Genomic DNA, 19,275 nt, shown 5'->3' with positions numbered 1-19,275 from the left:
ATGATCATCGAGCTCTTCGGACCGCCCGGATCAGGCAAGGCAACCTTTGCTGGAGCGCTTGCAGCGCACTTGCGTGGACAGGGCTACCGCACCAGGGTTGTCCACAGTCGTCAGCGCCGGAGGAGGGGAGGTAGCGTCGACCTTGGACTCTTTCTGTTTCTTTTCAGGGTCGGAGCGGCAATATTTTCGGCCTTTAGAATACTGGTTTCCCCAAGAGGCTTGGCGAAATATCTTGCGATCTCGATTTCCATGGTAAGAATTATTCCACCAAAAAAACTGATATGGCGGGCTTGGATTTGGCAACATATATTGAAAATTTCTCATTCCTGGGATGAAGCGGAGCAGTCTGAAGAAATAATAATATTTGAGCAAGGGTATGTTCAGGCGGTTGCATCTCTGGCCATTTTCAATGACGCCGCCGATAATATTGCAATTGCACGGGCACTCAAGCTCACACCGGTGGCTGATTTCACTCTCAGAGTTGTTCTCCCGCGTTCCATCGTGGAGACGCGCTTGTGCGAACGGATGAAGCAGGAGGCGCCGGCGGAGCGACTTCTCGATGCGGATCTTGAAACGAGCATGCGAGCATTCGGGGCGTTTCAGGACATCAATGACATTCTGGTGGGCACCGAAAGGAATGTCGTTCCCGTTGAAACACTCAATGACCAATCGTCGTTGGAAGGCGTGCGGCGTGTCGGACGCAAGATCCTCTCAAAGATCCAGCACAAGTGCGTCAGACCGGCGTCCCATGGCGAAGCCGCCCAGCCAATGCTCGAAGCTTATGGTCAGAATGATGAATGTGGCGATACGAAAACTGCACGACATGTTGCACCTGCCGTGACGCATGTCGTCTTGCCGAACAAGGAAGATCTGAGCCGTAACCTAGGCTATGCAGCCATCTTTGCTCTTATGATCTACGTGGTTGGTGCAGGGCTGACCAGCTTGGCGCAGTTGCTGATTGCGCGCATCGTCGGCTCCACCAGTTATGGCATCTATTCCTATGTCCTGTCCTGGACTTCGGTTCTTGGCTATCTCGCAACGCTCGGCTTCAACGTATCCTTGTTGCGCTTCGTATCCGCCTATCGTGCCCAGGGTCGGCTCGACCTGGCGCACGGTGTAATCCGGTTTGCTGTGCAACGATCGCTGGGGGTGGCGACGCTGTTCGGTATCACCGGCGCCGCAATAATCGTTTGGTTTTCTGGTCCTTCCAACAAGGAACTTGAGATCAGCCAGCTTCTCGGCATGGCCGCCGTGCCTTTGGTCACCGCCTCCGCATTGGGGGCTGCACTTGTTCGTGCATTCGGGGGCGGCGTCTCAGCCCTTTTGCCTGAACGCATTGTGCGCGACGGGTTGTTGTTGACGTTGCTTGGAGTTGCTGCCTTGTCCGGCGCGTGGACCTTGAATGCGCCATTGGTGATGCAAGCAGTGCTGACAAGTTCGGGCGTGACGGTCGGACTGGTATTCATAATGGCCACAAGGTTCCAGCCTCCCGGTTTGCGGCACGCTGAACCTGCCGATGCATCGAAAGACTGGTGGGCGGTGGTTCCGCCTATTATGCTCATGGCCGGGCTCGATGTCTTCATCAACAGGGCCGGCGTCATGGTGCTGGGCTGGACAGGCCATATCCGTGACGCAGGCATTTTCGCCCTCGGTCTCAACGTAGCGCTGCTTGTCAGTCTTTCGCTGGTTGCGGTCTCCACGATGTTTTCGCCTACAGCGGCTACCCTTTATGCCCGAGGCGACCGCAAGGCCCTACAGGCGCTGTTTTCGCGAGCGACCTTGCTGTCGGCAGGTGCCGCCATAGCGATGGCGATCCCGCTGCTTGTGATTGTTCGACCTCTTTTGAGTTGGTTTGGCGAGGATTTCGGCACAGGAGCGCCTATCGCTCGTGTGCTGATGCTTGGATATGTCTTCGTCGCGCTATGCGGACCCCAGTTGAACCTCTTGACCATGACCGGAAATGAATGGCCCGCGGCCATAACCATGATGGTCGGCGCTGCGATTGGCGTCATAGGCTGTGCGGCGGGCATTGAAATCTACGGTTCACTGGGTGCGGCAGTGGGGCTCGCGCTTGCCCTTGTGGTCTGGAACGTGGCGATGGCGATTTATATCCGCAAGCGGCTAAAGATCATTCCCGGGCTGATCTTTGCCTTGATGTCACTCAAGGCGCGCCCGTTCGCAAGTCACCAACGGTACTGGTTCTTGCGCTGACCTGACGGCTTGGAACTGCGGTGCCAAAGCGTTCGCGGTCGCTCGAATTGAGAGCGACGCAAACGGCACGCGAACTATCCCGGACTCCGGGCGCTCTCGATATTTGTGAATCATTCTCGGGTTGAGGTCGTGGAAGGCTGACCTCATCCAAACGCACGATGATGCGCCTCGATGCGGCAATCACTATTCGATGCGCGCTTGGCTTCTATGGCGCTGCGGCCATGACAGATCAGGCGGCCGATCAGCCCCCAAAGGCATGAGGCGACCTGGGAGATGGCAATGGAACAGGCGAGAAACACCAATTCATCGCGCCTGGCATCGTTAGACCTGTTGCGATTGGTTGCGGCGCTGGCGGTTGTGGCCTTTCACTATCTTTTCCGCGGGCCTATCGCCGGCGATGTCGACGTCGAATATGCAGCCGCTGCGCCATTTGCCATCTACGGCTATCTCGGCGTCAGTCTGTTTTTTCTGATCAGTGGGTTCGTCATCGCCTGGTCGGCCGAAGGTCGAACCTGGCAGGAGTTCGCCGTCGCGCGCTTCGTGCGGCTTTACCCTGGATTCCTCGTCTGCATGACCGTGACATTTGTCGTTCTCTCAGTCGCCAACGACCCTCGTTTTCCGACTAATGTTTCGACCTATGCAGCCAATCTTTCCATGTTTGCCCGAGCATTTCGCAGGCCATCCATGGACGGCGTCTACTGGTCGATCATGCTCGAGATCGTGTTCTATGGTTGGATTGCACTGCTCATCCTTGCCGGTGCGTTCCAACGCTGGAAATTAGCCATCGTCGCGATCTGGCTGGCAGTGTCGGCAGCCAATGAGTTCTTCCTCGGGAGCTCGGCGATACGAATTCTCCTTATCACCGGCTACGCGCCTTTTTTTGCCTTCGGTATTTTGTCCCAGCAGATCGTTGCAAAAGGTCGTTCGCCGATGGCGCTGATCCTTCTTGCGATGGCATTCCTGCTGTCTTGCCAGACGATCAGATTCGATCAGGGCTGGATGCAGGAGCATTACGGTGCGTCCATTCCCTATCTTGCTCTCTTTGTCGCCAATGGTCTGGTCTTTGGAATTTTCGCAGGCGCGATACTGATCCGCTCCGTGGTTGCGCCTTCAAAAATTGTCCTGATGCTCGGCGGATTGACCTATCCGCTTTATCTTTTGCACCAATATATCGGTTACATCTCGCTCAACGCCCTAACCCCGCTGGTCGGCAAGAACGCCGCGTTCTTTCTCGTAGTGGCGACTGCCCTCCTTGCCTCGTTCGTGATCTGGCGTTTCATCGAGAGCCCGATACGCAAACCGCTCATCCGCGCATTGCTGTCTGGGATGGATCGCATCTCCCCGATTGGATCGGCGAGCGCTCGAACCGATAGCCGCGTCGCGCCGACATAGAAGAAGCTCTGCGCGAAGCAGCCGGCAACAGGTCACGTCTTGAAAGGGGGATGGGAGGGGATGAGTTGGGCGGGGTGGGACCCGCGGTCAATGGTTTACACAGGCATGAGGTTTTGTTGTTCTGCCGAGGCCACGGTATCGCCTCCATGAAAGTGTCGATACCATTCGACAAAACGCTGAACACCGTCCTCGAGGGCCGTAGAGGGAGCGAAGTTTACGGCGCTGCGAAGATCGCTGACATCGGCGCGAGTCTCCAGGACGTCGCCGGGAGGCAAGGGCACATCTGTGCGAAGAGCCTGACGACCAAGGGCAGTCTCGATGATTGCAATCAGCCGGTTGATCTCCTCGGGCCGATCATTGCCGATATTGTACACACGATATGGCGCCGAGCTCGTAGCCGGATCCGCTGCGCAACCATCCCAATTCGGTTCGGCACGCGGCGGGGCGGCTAGCACTCGAACCACTCCCTCGACGATGTCGTCTATGTAGGTGAAATCTCGCCACACACGACCGGCGTTGGCCACTGCGATCGTTTTCCCTTGGGCGATTGCATGAGTGAACGCGTAGACCGCCATGTCGGGCCTTCCCCACGGCCCATAGACGGTGAAGAACCGCAATCCTGTCGTGGGCAAGCCGAACAGATGGCTGTACGAATGCGCCATGGCTTCATTTGCACGTTTGGTTGCGGCATAGAGGCTGAGGGGGTGGTTGGCGCCGTGGTGTTCGGAAAACGGTATGGTTTGATTGGCGCCGTAGACGGAACTCGACGAGGCGTAGACCAGGTGTTTGACGCCGGCGTGCCGGCAGCCTTCCAGGACATTGAGAAACGCCACGATGTTGGACTGTACATAGGCATGCGGATCGACCAGCGAATGACGCACGCCCGCCTGGGCAGCCAGGTGAACAAAATGCGATGGTCGAAAGTCGTAGAACAGCGACTGCACAGGTAACCGATCCGCCAAATCCAGACGCATCGGAGTAAACCCCGGCTCGGCGCACAGGCGCGCAAATCGCGCTTCCTTCAATCTTGGATCGTAATAGGGCGTGAAATTGTCCACCCCTACGACTTCCGCACCGGAGCGCAAAAGCCGCCAAGCGACATGAAATCCGATGAAGCCCGCTGCGCCGGTGACGACGATCGGTCCTTTCCGCGACAGTTGCAGGATCGCGCGGTCCGATGGGGCCGGTCCAGATTTTGCCTCCGCCGGACCGGACCTGTCGCGTTGACCATTGCCCACCCTGCGGCCCTCGGAATTCTGTCCGACCATGTCGAAATTTTCCCCCTCAAGATTGAGCTCGTCGAGCTGGCCGACCGTGGCGCCGTGGCAGGCTGGGAGCTGCGCAAGGGCAGCTCCACAGCGGCCAGAATTCCGAGTGACGCCGCCTCGCGATCGAGACGGCAACCCTCACGGCAATACGGAAATACGCCCCAGGAGAGCCACCAGTTCGCCCTGGCGTTTTGTGTCGGTCTTGGCGAAGAGCGACGCCAGTTGAGACCTGATCGTGGTCCGGCTAAGCCGCCAACTGCGGGCGATTTCCAAGGGCGCATCCCCTTGGGCCAAGCGCATTGCGAGCTGGGTCTCCGCACTCGTCAGGCCGAACATCTTTTGCAATGTCTGAGGATTGGCGGACGATCTGTTCTCGCGGTCCAACAATGCCACGATGCTCGTTCCATCAGGAGTAACGACCCCCCCTTCATTGAGTACCACCGGCCGGTCGCCGGCGCTGCGGATCACCACCCATGACAGCGAGCCTGGCAGAAAGTTAGCCGGAACATTCGCAACCAGGCGCCTTAGTGCGGCCGAAAGCTCGGCGGCTGTACCAGCCGCTTCATCCTGGCGTTCGAACGTGTCCTGTGCGGCGGCGTTCCATTCAACCACCTTCTTTTCGCGATTCAGGACGAGATACCCACAGCCGATGCGGTCAAGCATGCCGGTGACGGATTCCATGCCGCGGCGCTTCGAGTCGCCGACATCGGCCAGCCTATCTGGAGTGCGCTGCGTCGTACGGGTTACGCAACCATATTTATTCCCCAAGACAACATATCGCCCGCCCGCAACGGTGTCGTTGCGCCTATCAATCAGAGACATTGTTCCTACCCCAAGCCCAGTGTTTCTACCCGACGGAAACTCTTCGATATCTCCTGCGTTTTTCCTTTGTCGAACGGATAGTAATCTGGTGTTTGGGTGTGGCAATCCGGCAGTGGTACTAGTTAGGCGGTCGCCTCCTAGCCTCGACGGACTAGTCCGAAAGATGTAGACTGGTTTATGGGATCGCGCTTGCGTAGGTTGGGTTTCGGCTTGCTGGGTACACCTTTAGCTCATGTGGCTTCAATATTGGTGCTTGTTGCCACAATTATATTTGAAATAACTGGCATAATTCATACTAGTCGCGGACCAAGTTTTATTGAAACTATTCCGGCTATAATTGTCATCGTGTATCTTGAAGGTCGTCGAGCCGCGATCGCTGCGACGCTGGCGATCGCCGGCGCCGGCCTGTGGGCCCAGAACGTCCTTGGCGGTCGGATTTCCAATGAAGACTGGCTGCGGGCAATCTACCTTCTGGTGTCGGGTGGCGTGATAGCCTTTGTCTTTCACCGGCTCCGACAAGACCTGCGAAAGGCGGTGGAGGTCGCCGAGTCGAGGCTCGCTGCTGTCGAGGCGACCGAAGGCCGCTTTCGGTGGGCATTCGAACGTGCGGCCATGGGCTTTGCCAACGCCAATGAGAACGGTGAGCTACTGCAATCCAACAGACGGCTGTGTGAGCTGACGGGTTATACTGAAGCGGAACTCGCCCAATTGCGGCTTGTGAGCCTTGTTCATCCCGACGACCGGGATTCGATGTTGATATTGATTGAAGGTCAGGGCAAGGCCACGACCCCTTCCGGTGTTGAGGTCCGTTTGTTGAGGAAGGACGATACGACATTTTGGGCTCGAGTAGTCCTGTCTTCATCCCGGCCTGACGGCGTCCTTTCGGGGGGTATGTTCGTGGTTGTCGACGATATCTCGGAGCGACGGACGGCGCGCGAGGCGATCCGGGCGCAGAAGGAGCGGCTTTCTCTCGCGCTTTCTGCTGGCCGCTTGGGCACTTGGCAAATCGACCTCACCGATGGAACTGTCACAGGTTCCGACAAATTCTGGGACACTCTAGGCCTGCCTCCAGCCGCCAGCCGGCCCTTGCAAGATCTTGCTGCTGTCGTGCACCCGGCGGACTGGCCAAAGCTTGCAGCCACGACAGAACCTGCCTCCACTACTAATCACGATATCGAGATACGCGTCAGGCGAGCGGACGGTAACATCCGCTGGATAGCTCTGCGTGGGCGCGAGGAAAGACATGATGACCATCTGCTGCGCATCGGGGTTGCAGCTGACCTGACAGAGCGCCGGCAGACCACGCTGCTGCGCGCAGCGGTAAAGAAGCGGGAACGCGTAATGCTCGAACAACGCCATCGGTTCAGCAATCTTTTCTCGGTGATCACCGCGCTGGTAAAAATGGTCGATTTTCCCGAGAACAATGTCGCCAAATACAAGGAGGACCTGATCGATCGAATTCGAGCCCTTGAAGCGACTCATACGCTGCTTTCACGCCGCACCAGCGCTTCGGTGCTGCTCGACGATCTGGTTGTCCGGGAACTGCAACTCTACATGGGAACACGCGATATCGTGGTCGACGGCCCTGACATCATATTGTCAAGCGGTGCGGCAGAGAGCTTTGCCATGGTGGTTCATGAACTGACGACGAACTCCGTAAAGCACGGCGCACTTGGCGAGCCAGGAGGCCGGCTTGAGGTTAATTGGTCTTTCGCGCCAGAAGGTGAGGGAAACGATATTGTGTTCCACTGGGTGGAATCGGGCCGACGCAAGAAGGCCAAGATGATCGGCCATGGCTTTGGTTCAATGATAATCGGGATCGATGGCGCACCCCTTATCGGCCACTCCTCCAAACTGGAGATATTGGACCACGGGTTGCGGTACTCGCTACGCCTGTCGCGGCATGAAATCGAACCCTAGCTCGCGTTTTTCGAAAGCCAATTCTGCAACACAAGGGCTGCTTCGGTCCGGTTTCGCACTCCAAGCTCACGCATTATGGCAGCAGCATGAATTTTGGTGGTCGCTTCGGCGATGTCAAGATGGCGAGCGATCTCCTTGTTTGAATAGCCTTCCGCCATCAGCTTGAGGACATCCCTCTGCCTCAAGGTCAGCTTGCTAAGACTGCCGGTCCCGGTCCGCGGTTGAGTTGAGGCTCTCTCGGGCGGGGGCGCGTGCAGCCCTTGGCCTGCAGAAGTCCGCGACAAGAGCGCCGGAACGTAGATGCGACCTGACAGAATTTCGCTCACCGCCAAAACGACTTCTTCGTCTTTTTGCGACTTTACGATGTAGCCGTGAAGGCCGATCGACAGAGCCGTCAATATCTCCGAACGTGAATCATTGCCCGAAACGATTGCGAAGCGCGTATCCGGGTATGTCGACAGAACGTCGGCGAGCACCTGCTGATTGAACAGCCCCGGCATATTCAGATCCAGGATCGCAAGATGTATGGGAGCCTGATCCGCCAAGAGGCTGACCACGGCATCGAAGCATGCAGCCTCAAATATCTCTATACTCGGAATGCCGGCGCTTAGCGCCAGTCGCAAGCCGCGACGATACAGACCGTGATCGTCGGCAATGACGATTCGATACATTGCATTACCCCAACCCGTACTCGAGCCCAATGAACAAGGACTATTGGACCCTTGAAACATCCCTTACGATTGGGAGATCGATCGGTGAAAGGCATTCAGAAGCGTGGCCAACCACTCGTCGAACCAACCCAAGCAATGTTAGCAGAACCCGCACATCGCTAACTATCACTTTTGCTAATGTAATACTAAATAGCGGAAAACTCTCCTGTTTTTTTTAGATGTCGGTTAACCATGTTGAATTAGCCCTACCTGGCGTTGTGGAACGTCCCGATTCTAAATCTCGCTAATTCAGCCCCAACTAAGGAAATTTCGCTGGGATTTTCAGCGTCTTGTTGGAGTTCAGCAGACCGTTCCAGCAGTCGCGAAATCCTTGGTTTTGGGGCCTGGGAAGTCGCGGACTTTTGAATATCTCTTGGCAGACATTGATGGCTACTCCACCTGCTCGCCGCCGTCCGGGGCAGGCCTCAGCCTGCCGACCAACCTACCTTCAGCACAGCTATTGAACACCAGAAGTGTTGGATCGCTACCATTCGATTGCACGACGACATCAAGCCAACGGTCACTTACCGTTCCTCCTATGATGCTCGGATTGACGCGCAGGGGTCGGCAAAAATTTCAACCGATCTTCACGTTTGAAAAGACCCAAACGCGTCTTCCCGGACACCACCATCGACTTGGTAATAAATCAGGAGGATCGGATGAAAGCGGTTATTCAATGCGGTGGGATGGGAACGCGCCTTCGCCCCTTCACATCGGTCCTGCCGAAGCCCCTCATGCCGATTGGTGCTCGCCCCGTACTTGAGCTGCTTTTGAAGTGGCTGCGGCGCAATGGCATTGAAGACGTCTATATCACAACCGGATATCTCGGCCATCTTATCCGCAGCGTATGCGGCGATGGTTCGCAATGGAACCTGAAGATACGATACACTCAAGAAATGGAGCCGCTCGGCACCATCGGGCCACTCTCGCTGATCAGGGATGAACTGACTGAACCCTTTATTGTGCTCAACGGCGATGTTCTGACCGATCTCAGCCTCAGCCGATTCATTGCGGCACATCGCAAGCACAAGGATCCGGTAACGATCGCTACCGCCAACCGCCTGATCAAGATGGACTTTGGCGTCATCGACGAAGTCGACAATGCAGTCCAGATGTTTCGCGAGAAGCCGACGCTTTCTCACCTCGTGAGCATGGGGATCTACTGCATGAACCCCGATGTTCTGAAATTCATTCCGTCGGGTATTGCATTCGGATTCGACGATTTGATGCTGCAGATGATGCAGCAAGGCACGGTCGTCCACACCTACAAGCACGAAGGCCTGTGGCTCGATATTGGTCGTGTGGACGACTTCCAAAACGCCCAAGCCATTTCCTGGGAAGAGCAATCGGCTTCGATCGAGGTTGCCGCAGCAGCGGCCTGACAAATCAAGTCACGAGTTTAGATCACAAATAATAGTCTAGGAGGACATTATGCTCTTGGTCAGTGCCCCAATTTTGGGTGTCCCGGAGAAGGCAGCTCTGTCAAAAGTCATCGATAGTGGCTGGCTGACCATGGGAGAGCAGGTGCGAGCCTTTGAACAGGCCTTTGCCAGCATGCATGGCGCAGAGGACTGTGTGGCGGTTAGTTCCTGCACAGCAGCACTTCATCTCATTTTGCACGGACTTGGTATCGGCCCTGGTGACGAGGTTCTGGTTCCCTCGCTCACTTTCGTGGCAACCGCGAATTCGGTGCTCTATGTCGGCGCCACTCCCATCTTCGTCGATATCGAATCGGCCGACGTGCCGTTGATGTCGCTTGCGGAAGCGGAAGCCCGCTGCACACCGCGCACCAAGGCAATAATTCTCGTTCACTTTGCAGGGTACCTCGCCAATCGGGAACAATGGCAGAGGTTTGCCCGGGCCCGCGGATTGCACATCATCGAAGACGCCGCGCATGCTCCTGGCTTGAAGGAGGTAGGAACGTTTGGCGTCGCTGCCGCTTTCAGCTTCTATGGCAACAAGAACATGACAACCGCCGAAGGCGGGGTTGTCATTGCCAAAGATCCCGAACTGCGCGAACGGATTCGCCAGGCCCGCGGGCACGGGATGACCACCGGAACACACCAGCGGCTGAACAGCCGAACGCCGCAATACGACGTGACCATGCTCGGCTTCAATTACCGCATGGACGAGATGCGGGCGGCAATTGGACTCGTGCAGCTGCAAAACCTGCAGGAATGGAATGAGATCAGGCGCATCCTGGTCGTACTTTATCGGCGGCTCATTGCAAAACATTGCCCGGCGGTGACAGTTCCGTTCAGCGAACCGCGCAAGTCCGCATACCACATCATGCCGATCCTTCTGCCGCGCTACGCCAACAGGCAAGACGTCATCGACGAATTGCGCACGCAGGGGATCCAGACCACCATTCACTATCCGCCCGTGCACCAGATGACGCTCTACCGCGAGCTCTCCCCGGGGACCCACCTGCCGCGCACAGACGACTTTGCTCAACGTGAGCTGACAATTCCACTTCACCCCCAAATTACATCGCCCGTCGTCGAAGCGGTTGTGGAAGCTCTGGCAGCGGCGGTGAACAGCGGCGCTCAGGCAGGAACAGCCGCATGAATGCAACGGACCGATCCCTTCATCGGCGTTTCGTACCAAGCTCAGCGCATGGGCTTGCGAGACGCTCGATCGACATAGCGGTAGCCAGTGCTGCTGTCATCCTATTCGCACCACTGATGCTGCTGATTGCGATTGCTCTTCTAGTCGAAGGCGGCCGTCCAGTTTTTTTTGCGCAGACACGCATCGGCGCAGGAGGTCGGCCCTTTCGCATGTACAAGTTTCGCAAGTTCGATGTGCGATGCGATCCTCACGGTCTCGCGCTGACTGTCGCCGGGGACACTCGCATGACGAGAATAGGCCGGATCCTCGCCGCGACAAAGTTCGACGAGTTGCCGCAACTGTGGAATGTCCTCAGAGGCGAGATGGCAATTGTTGGGCCGCGACCGGAAAGCCTCGCCTTCGTGGATTGCTTCCATAGCGGCTCGGAGGCCGTTCTGGGATACAAGCCCGGCTTGCTCGGTCCATCACAGGTTCTTTTCCGGAACGAGGCCAGTTTTTACCCTCAGTCGATAGATCCGCTGCTGTACTACCGGGAGGTGCTGTTTCCCGCCAAGGCCATGATCGACCTGTCCTATTACCCCCGACGCACGCTCGCATCCGACATTGTCTGGATGGCACGCGGTTTTCTGGCAATTCTTGGCCGGGTCCCGCCGCCGCCGATGAGGCGCTCTGATGACCTGCAAGATCAGCGTGTGACATAGGAAAGAGGACAATCAGTCATGGGCTATAAGGGCAAAAAAGTTCTCGTCACCGGCGCCGATGGATTTATCGGGTCGCATCTCACCGAAGCACTGGTTCGCGACGGAGCCGATGTCACGGCGCTGGCCCTTTACAATTCATTCGACAGCCACGGCTGGCTCGACGATTTGCCGGACAACATTCGAAGCCAGCTGAAGCTTGTCCGGGGCGATGTGCGCGACAGCGCATTCCTTAACAGGGTCGTGCGTGGCCAAGCCGTCGTGTTCCATTTGGCTGCACTGATCGCGATTCCCTACTCATACGCGGCTGCGCAATCCTATGTGGAGACCAACATCCTGGGTACGGTGAATGTTCTGGAAGCTGCGCGCCAATGGGAGACGGAGCGCGTGGTTCACACCTCGACAAGCGAAGTCTATGGCACAGCGTTAACCATGCCTATCAAGGAATCGCACCCGCTGCAGGGGCAGTCACCGTATTCGGCTTCCAAGATTGGCGCCGATATGATGGCGGAAGCCTACGCCAGGTCGTTTGACGTTCCCGTCGTGACGATGCGGCCATTCAACACCTATGGTCCACGGCAGAGCGAACGAGCTATCGTGCCGACCATCATCCGGCAGGCGCTCGACAACAAATGTTCAGCGATCATGGTCGGCGACACAAGCCCGATCCGTGACCTCACTTTTGTGGAAGACACCGCGGCCGCATTCCTGACTGCCGGTGTGGCTGATCTCGAATTCGGCCATGCGTACAATGCCGGAAGCCAACGCGCCGCGACGGTTGCAGATGTTCTGAAGCTGGTACTTGAGTTGAGCGGCTCAAAAAAGCCCGTCCATCGAGACGAAGGCCGCCTGCGGCCGCAGAATTCCGAGGTCCGTGCACTGCTCGCCGATTCTTCGCAGTTCGAAAGCCAAACCGGTTGGCGAGCGCGGACCAGTCTGCGCGACGGCCTGGAACGAACCATCGAATGGTGGCGCGCGCGCCTTAGCGAAGGCCGGGTGCGCCGCGAGATGAGCTACATGACATGACCTTTCGTGACCGGCATTCTTTGGTGTTGCTCCTGTTTGCCGCCGTCGCATTCTTTGATCTGCATGTCGCCGGAGGTCAGGAGCGCAGCACGTCGACGTTGTTCGTTGCGACGCCAGCGATGGACATGCCCGACTATCTGCGCCCAGCCATCGATCCGGTAGTTGGCGCAAGCTTCACCCGCATCACCAAGCCAGGTCAGCTTGGCAACGGCGTCGCCTGTGGACATGATTATTGCAGCCACCGTTATTCAAGCGCCCAGGCCTGGAATTCGGATCAGAGCCTCCTTGTGATTACCAACGGCTGTAACGGCATGTGCTTCTTTGACGGGCACACCTATGCTCCCGTCTTCATGCGCAATCGATCGGCCGAATGTGAATGGCACCCTCGAGACGCGGCGCTGATGATCTGCGTTCAGGGCCAGAAAATATCGACCTGGGCACCGCGGACCAATCGCGAGGACGTGCTGTTTGCTTCAAAAGATTATCACGATCTGCACTTCGGACCGGGCAAGGGCAACCCAAGCCGCGACGGCAACCGTATCGCAGTGCGTGCGGTTCGCAAGGACGGCGCCGAAGTTGTCTTTGCATACGACCTCAAGCTGCGGCAAAAGTTCGTCGATATCACGCTTGGGCAACTTGCTGGCGTCAATGACAACTGTTCGATTTCGCCGCTCGGCAACAACATCATTTGCATTCAGGAAGTGGCAGACGGCACCACCGAACAGGCCTTTATTTTCTCTGTCGACGGCACCCCGGGCCAGAGGTGGACACAACATCATCGGCCCGGCCATGGCGATATGACTGTCGATGACGATGGAAGCGAAATCTACGTCGGCATCAGCAAATCCGATCCAGACAAGTTTCAGGTGATCAAGCGCCGGCTGTCTGACGGCAAGGTGACTTCCCTTATGAAGTATGGCGAGGCAATGCATGCTTCGCTGCGCGCCTTGGACAAGCCAGGCTGGGTGTTTCTGAGCTATGGCGGCTATCCTGATGAGGTCTCGAGCCGTCCTGAAATGGCCCCCTATGCACGAGAGGTGATCGCGCTGCGCCTCGATGGCAGCGGAGAGGTTCGGCGCATAGCGCAAACGCGAAATATTGATTTTGACTACCGCAGCGAGAGCCACGCCTCGCCGTCCCCTGACGGTTCGCAGGTGATCTGGTCCAGCAACTGGGGCGTGCCCGGCGGGCCTGTCTATGACTTCGTCACCCGAGTCGATTGGCCGGCAGAGCCGACATCCAACTAGTGGAGATTGTCACCATGGCGTTCATGAGTAGAACCATTCTTGTAGCGCTCGGTATGCTGGGCGCCATCGATATGGCCGGCGCCGCGGACGTACGAACTGCCTACAAACTTTCTCCCGGCGACATCGTCGAGATCGGAATTTCCTCCATTCCTGAACGGACCCAGCGTGCCGTAATCCAGATGGACGGTACCATCGCGCTTCCCGAAGTCGGTATGGTGTCAGTCGGCGGCCTGACGCCGGCGGAATTGCAGGCTCGCATGGAAGCGATCCTGCCTACCAAGATATTTCACCAGCGCCTGCCCGATGGGCGAGAGCAGATGATCGTCATCAAGCCGGGCGATGTGACGGCGATAGTCGCGGAATATCGTCCAATCTATGTGACTGGTGACGTACTCACTCCGGGTCAGCAAGCGTATCGACCGCTGATGACGGTAAGACAAGCCGTTGCGGTGTCAGGTGGCGTCAGCCTTTTACGCTCGCGGGCAAACCAGGCTGGTCCCGACCCTGTAGACCTGCAACGCGAGTATGAGTCGCTGTGGGGAGAATACACGCGAGACTACTTCCATAGTGCTCGTCTTCGCGCCGAACTCCAGGATCAGGCGAGTTTCGACATGCAGCCGCCGCAAGGCTCACCCTTGTCTGCAGCTTTCAGTTCGGCAATCGCCAAAGCCGAGGCGGAAGGACTGAAGCTTTCCCTCGACAACTTCCAGCAGGAACAAAGCTATGTTGATCAGGGTGCGAAGGATGCCGCTGCACAGATCGACGTTCTGACAAAGCGCGAGCAGGTTGAGAGCGACGGAGTCAAGGCCGATGAAGAGGATCTGGCACGGGTGACGAAATTGTACCAGGCGGGCAATCTGACCAGCAACAGGCTTTCCGATGTTAGGCGCTCCGTACTTCTGTCTTCCAACGGGGTCCTTCAAACATCGGTCGAGCTCATGCGGGCGCGGCGCCAGCAGGAGGACTATCGCAGACAGCGCGAGCGCAATGACAACGTGCGAAAGATCGGTTTGCTGACCGAGCTGAAGGATACCGATGTGCGCCTTGCGGACACCACTGCGAGGCTTCATGCCGCCAGCCAGAAGTTGCAGCCTACAGGGGCGTCCGCCATGCCGCTGCCAGTTGCCGGCGAAACGATTCGGGCTCAGATCACGATCGTGCGGAAGGTCGGCGAAGAATGGCGCAAACAACCTGCCGAAGAAGACACCGAGGTGATACCGGGAGATACGATCGAGGTGCGGTTCAGCAGCGGTCTCGAAAATGTGGCAGTCCAATAGCCTCCTCACCCGGGCGATAGCCAGGTTGAGGGAATGCCTTATTGTTTGAAGGCTCTGGAGAACTGGTCTGTAAGAGGCTTCAGCAAATATGACCAGACGTTGCGCTCATCGGTGCTTATGTGGACCTCGGCCGGCATGCCTGGCTTGAGTATTTTCTCTCCTGTCAGGCAGGTCGCCTCATTGTCCACGTTGATGCGCGCCGAGAAGTAGGAAAGCTGACGTTGCTGATCCTTGATCAGGTCGGCAGAAATGCGCTTGACGGAGCCTTCGCAAACGGGGGTCGTTCCGACGTCAAAAGACGGAAAGCGGATTGAAACCCGCTGTCCTGGGTGAACATCGTCCATGCGGGTTGGAGGAATGAGAGCATCCACGACGAGATTGTCGGTATCAGGCACAACCATCATGAGCACTTCCCCTGCGCCAATAACGCCTCCGACCGTGTGTATCGAGGATTCCTGTATGGTCCCCGTCTGCGGGGACCGGATATCTGTCCTGGCGAGTTCGTCGTCCGCCACTATCTTGCGCTCTTCGAGTTCGGTGCGCTTCGCCTCCGTTTCGCGGAGTTCACTTGTCACGTCGCTGCGCATCTGCTCGTCGAGTTGAAGCACCTGCAGGTCAGTTTCACTGATGTGAGCCTGCACCTCGGCGATTGCTGCGACAAGTCGTCCGGACTCGCCGCGGGTTCGGCTTTCTTCCAGACTGACATTGCTCAGTCGCTCTTTGGACACCAGCTTCTTGGCGTAAAGCGATTGGACGTCGGCAAGGCTGTGAGCCAACAGATCCAGAGAATTTTCCGTCGCAGCCTGCTGAGCCTTGAGGCCGTCGATCTGGTGCCCCAGTTGCAGTGAACGGCTTTTCAACTGCGCTTTCTGGCCGGCCAATGCCGCAGCACGGCTTTCGAACACAGCCCGCTCGCCATTGACAAGTGCCGCCACCTGCGGGTTGCCCATTCGCACCCGAAGGCTGGGTGGAACCTGCATTTCCGGCAAGCCCTGTCGCTCGGCTTCCAACCGCGCCAGGCGGATGGTGGCGCGGTCAAGATCTTCACTGACGATCTGCAGGTTTGACCGTGTCAACGTGTCGTCGAGCCTGACCAACACGTCGCCGGCACGCACATGGTCCCCATCCTGGGCGAAGATGCCGCCGATGGTGCCGCCGGTTCGATGCTGGACTTTCTTTATGTTGGTTTCGACGACCACTGTGGCCGGCGCAATGACGGCACCGGCAATCTTGGTCAACCCCAGCCAAAGTCCTCCGCCGACAATCAAAAGGAGCGTGGTCGCCAAGCCCAGAAACAGGTTGGCTCGAATGCCATCCGGCTGTTCGTTTAGATCCGTCCCGATCCATTGGCTTGCGCCGGCAGCATATGTGGAAATGGTCGCGTCAGACACGGGGCAATTCCTCAAGCATGACCGCCTGCACTTTTCTGCAACGGAACGACTGTTGGCCTCTCCGGATTTGGGAAGGGGCGGATCACATTTGCCAGGACATCATCACGCGAACCAAAGGAGTGGACCATGCCGTTGGACATGACGAGTACTTGATCGATGTTGACGAGGGCAGAGGGGCGATGCGCAACGACGATCACGATGCCCCCGCGCTGGCGTACCGCCATGATCGCCCCTGCCAAAGCGGCGTCGCCGTCCACATCCAGATTGGAATTTGGTTCGTCGAGAACGACAAGAAACGGATCGCCATACAATGCCCTGGCGAGCCCGATCAGCTGCCTCTGGCCAGCCGACAGGGCCGCTCCTCCTTCTCCGATGCGTGTTTGAAAGCCTTCCGGCAAACGCATGATCATCTTGTCGACGCCTGCTGCCCGGGCGGCTGCCATGACACCTTTAGGGTCGCTCCCGCCTCCAAACCTGGAAATGTTGTCGGCAACTGATCCGTCAAATAGTTCGACGTCCTGTGGCAGGTAGCCGATATGAGCGCCGAGCAGTTCGGAATCCCACTGATCGAGCGCCGCCCCATCCAGTCGCACCGTTCCTCGAAGGGGCTTCCACGCCCCGACCAAACCGCGAACGAGCGTTGTCTTCCCGGATCCGCTCGGGCCGACAACCGCCATCGCGGCGCCACTCGACAAGCGGAAGCTTACATTGAAAACGGTCGGCTTCTGTGCGCTTGGTGGCGCTATCGTCAATTCCTCAACGGAGAGCTGTGCTTGCGGCCGTGGCAGCTCCATAGGGGCCTTTCGGCTGCCGAAAGCATCCAGCGCAGCCGCCAGGTCGCTATAGCTTCGGCGGGCAGCCAGAAACCCTCTCCAGTTTGCAATCGCCACATCGACCGGCGCCAGTGAGCGACCTAGCAATATGGAAGACGCGATAATCACGCCTGGCGAGGCCTCGCCCCCGATCACCAGGTAGGCGCCCAATCCGAGTACACCTGATTGCAAGGCCATTCTGAGTGTTTTCGACAGCGATCCTGTTGCGCCCACAATATCGGACAGCCGTTCCTGGTTCTTGAGATACGCATGGCTGACCTCACTCCATCGCCGACCGAGCCGGGCGGAGAGACCCATCGCTTGAACGACCTCTGCATTGCGGCGGCCGGAATCTGCAAGAACGCGTTGCGCGATAAGTGTTTCAGATGCACGAGCGGCGGGTCTGCGGCCTATGATTTCCGCCGCCACCGTCAAAAGCACGACAGCAGCGGCGCCGGCGGTTGCCAGCAGCCCAAGGGAAGGGTGCAACAGATAAATGACCACCATATAAAACGGTAGCCATGGGGCATCGAAGACAACCGTCGGCCCCAAGCCGGAAAGAAAGCCGCGCAGTTGGTCCAGGTCGCGAAGCGGCTGCACCCGGTTGCCGTCCTGCCCGGCGAGAAGGGGTAGTGACAGCGAAATGGTGAATGCCTTTTGCTGCAGATTTCGGTAGAGCCGGTTGCCTATGCGGACCAACAGGCGAAGCCGTACGAAATCGAGCAGCCCGTAAATGGCATAAAGGCCCAGCATGCCGATCGTGAATCCGATGAGTGTCGGAACGCTCTGCGAGGGAAGCACACGGTCATAGACCTGCAGCATATAGACGGAGCCGGTCAGTGCCAGAACGTTTATCACTGCCGAAAAGAGGCCAATACCAACCAGCCCAGGCCCACAACCCAACATGGCTGAGCGTAAATCTTGCGCGCGCTGTTCCCTCACGACATGCGATCTCGCACGCCAGCATGTCGCATGGTGTCATAGCTTCCGCAGGTGTTGGACAAGTTCTTGCCTCTCGTTGCCCCGCCCACTCCCGAAAACATTACGCCCAGCTAACATTCGACAAATTTGAGAGAAATGCAGCAAAATCGTGACGCTGAGCCGTAATATCGCTAATTGGCCTCCCAAGCTGGGGATAACCGGGCTGGGAGGGCGAATGCCTGCTTAGGTCGTCTATCACATCATCAAAGTCTGTCGGATCGCGACAGTGAGTGGATCCGACGCTGAAAAATCAGGCCTGATTCTTGATATGACCGACGACCACTCGGCCCTCTCCGGCCTCATTCACGACCGCGTGAATCTTCTCGTAGGCCTTGGAGCGTTCGAGTAGACCCATGACTTGTCGGTCCTGGCCAAGACCGACTTCGAAGAGCAGGATACCAGCGGGACGCAGATAACGTGGAGCGTCCTTGATCACCCGCATGTGGATGCTCAGGCCATAAGGACCAGCCGCAAACGCCTCACGCGGCTCCAGGTCCGTCAGGTGTGCGCGGTCGCCCTCGAGCCGCTTTTCCGAAATGTAAGGCGGATTGCAGACGATCATGTCGACCGTGCCGTCAAGCTCCAGGCCCGAAAAGGCCTCGAACAAGTCGCCCTGAAGCACAGACACGCGGTCTGTCAGCCCATGATGGGTGATGTTGCGGCGCGCGGCCTCGACACATCCATCAGTTAGGTCGCTCGCCCAGATGCGAGAAGCGGGAGCATGGTGCGCGATGGCACACGCCAGGTTGCCGGCGCCGCAGCACATGTCGACAATGCGAGGCGCCGCCATATTCAGCTGACGCAAGGCAGTGAGAGCGGCCGTACCCAGCAACTCCGTCTCCGGTCGGGGCACGAGTGCCCCGGGTGCGACGAGCAGTTCCAGCCCCATGAAGATGGTGCGGCCTTTGCTGTAGGCGTCCGCGACACTGATTTCGTGGCTCACGACAAACCC

At 57.7% G+C, this 19,275-nt stretch carries 15 protein-coding genes; 9 read left to right on the top strand and 6 right to left on the bottom strand.

What is annotated here, in order from left to right; all coding sequences use genetic code 11:
- Positions 1-2,211 (top strand): lipopolysaccharide biosynthesis protein, encoded by a 2,211-nt coding sequence (locus AC1DXM_RS10500; RefSeq protein ID WP_477232976.1) that lies wholly within the window; start codon positions 1-3, stop codon positions 2,209-2,211.
- A 279-nt stretch (positions 2,212-2,490) separates the two neighbouring features.
- Positions 2,491-3,603 (top strand): acyltransferase family protein, encoded by a 1,113-nt coding sequence (locus AC1DXM_RS10495; protein WP_477232975.1) that lies wholly within the window; start codon positions 2,491-2,493, stop codon positions 3,601-3,603.
- A gap of 95 nt (positions 3,604-3,698) precedes the next feature.
- Here AC1DXM_RS10495 and AC1DXM_RS10490 read toward each other — a convergent pair whose 3' ends face one another.
- Both AC1DXM_RS10490 and AC1DXM_RS10485 read right to left on the bottom strand, forming a co-directional pair.
- Positions 3,699-4,766 carry an NAD-dependent epimerase/dehydratase family protein gene (locus tag AC1DXM_RS10490; RefSeq protein ID WP_477233397.1) on the bottom strand — a complete coding sequence of 356 codons (1,068 nt, stop codon included), beginning with the start codon at positions 4,764-4,766 and terminating at the stop codon, positions 3,699-3,701.
- A 243-nt stretch (positions 4,767-5,009) separates the two neighbouring features.
- On the bottom strand, positions 5,010-5,693 hold the full coding sequence (locus AC1DXM_RS10485; protein WP_477232974.1) for a helix-turn-helix transcriptional regulator: 684 nt from the start codon (positions 5,691-5,693) through the stop codon (positions 5,010-5,012).
- A 345-nt stretch (positions 5,694-6,038) separates the two neighbouring features.
- On the opposite strand from AC1DXM_RS10485, the gene AC1DXM_RS10480 reads away from it, so the two are divergent.
- Positions 6,039-7,613 (top strand): PAS domain S-box protein, encoded by a 1,575-nt coding sequence (locus tag AC1DXM_RS10480; RefSeq protein ID WP_477232973.1) that lies wholly within the window; start codon positions 6,039-6,041, stop codon positions 7,611-7,613.
- Here AC1DXM_RS10480 and AC1DXM_RS10475 read toward each other — a convergent pair.
- Entirely contained in the window at positions 7,610-8,284 is a 675-nt protein-coding gene (locus AC1DXM_RS10475) for a response regulator transcription factor (protein ID WP_352586384.1), read from the bottom strand. The two genes, AC1DXM_RS10480 and AC1DXM_RS10475, sit on opposite strands and share 4 nt — an antisense overlap.
- Before the next feature lie 698 nt (positions 8,285-8,982).
- On the opposite strand from AC1DXM_RS10475, the gene AC1DXM_RS10470 reads away from it, so the two are divergent.
- The 6 genes from AC1DXM_RS10470 to AC1DXM_RS10445 are packed head-to-tail and all read left to right on the top strand — an operon-like array spanning position 8,983 to position 15,139.
- Entirely contained in the window at positions 8,983-9,705 is a 723-nt protein-coding gene (locus AC1DXM_RS10470) for a nucleotidyltransferase family protein (RefSeq protein WP_112559397.1), read from the top strand.
- 49 nt (positions 9,706-9,754) lie between these two features.
- On the top strand, positions 9,755-10,891 hold the full coding sequence (locus AC1DXM_RS10465) for a DegT/DnrJ/EryC1/StrS family aminotransferase (protein WP_477232972.1): 1,137 nt from the start codon (positions 9,755-9,757) through the stop codon (positions 10,889-10,891).
- Positions 10,888-11,592 carry a sugar transferase gene (locus AC1DXM_RS10460; RefSeq protein WP_477232971.1) on the top strand — a complete coding sequence of 235 codons (705 nt, stop codon included), beginning with the start codon at positions 10,888-10,890 and terminating at the stop codon, positions 11,590-11,592. Before AC1DXM_RS10465 ends, AC1DXM_RS10460 begins: the two co-directional genes overlap by 4 nt.
- A gap of 18 nt (positions 11,593-11,610) precedes the next feature.
- Positions 11,611-12,615 (top strand): SDR family NAD(P)-dependent oxidoreductase, encoded by a 1,005-nt coding sequence (locus AC1DXM_RS10455; RefSeq protein ID WP_477232970.1) that lies wholly within the window; start codon positions 11,611-11,613, stop codon positions 12,613-12,615.
- The gene (locus tag AC1DXM_RS10450) at positions 12,612-13,862 is read left to right on the top strand and encodes a hypothetical protein (RefSeq protein WP_477232969.1); all 1,251 of its coding nucleotides are present in this window, start codon (positions 12,612-12,614) and stop codon (positions 13,860-13,862) included. The genes AC1DXM_RS10455 and AC1DXM_RS10450 overlap by 4 nt, the downstream gene beginning before the upstream one ends.
- Before the next feature lie 14 nt (positions 13,863-13,876).
- Complete coding sequence (locus tag AC1DXM_RS10445; protein ID WP_477232968.1) at positions 13,877-15,139, top strand: polysaccharide biosynthesis/export family protein; 1,263 nt, start codon at positions 13,877-13,879, stop codon at positions 15,137-15,139.
- A 38-nt stretch (positions 15,140-15,177) separates the two neighbouring features.
- Here the strand turns inward: AC1DXM_RS10445 and AC1DXM_RS10440 are convergent, their stop codons facing one another.
- From AC1DXM_RS10440 to AC1DXM_RS10430, 3 genes are all read right to left on the bottom strand, one after another.
- Positions 15,178-16,530 (bottom strand): HlyD family type I secretion periplasmic adaptor subunit, encoded by a 1,353-nt coding sequence (locus AC1DXM_RS10440; RefSeq protein ID WP_477232967.1) that lies wholly within the window; start codon positions 16,528-16,530, stop codon positions 15,178-15,180.
- Positions 16,531-16,541: 11 nt separating this feature from the next.
- The gene (locus tag AC1DXM_RS10435; protein ID WP_477233396.1) at positions 16,542-18,248 is read right to left on the bottom strand and encodes a type I secretion system permease/ATPase; all 1,707 of its coding nucleotides are present in this window, start codon (positions 18,246-18,248) and stop codon (positions 16,542-16,544) included.
- Between the two features lie 325 nt (positions 18,249-18,573).
- Positions 18,574-19,266: a N5-glutamine methyltransferase family protein gene (locus AC1DXM_RS10430; RefSeq protein ID WP_477232966.1), complete on the bottom strand. Its 693-nt coding sequence runs from the start codon at positions 19,264-19,266 to the stop codon at positions 18,574-18,576.
- Positions 19,267-19,275 lie beyond the last annotated feature (9 nt).

The organism is Mesorhizobium sp. P3_A2, from assembly GCF_056403115.1.
The sequence above is the reverse complement of the archived record's forward strand: the minus strand, read 5'-3'. Positions and strand labels throughout refer to the sequence as shown.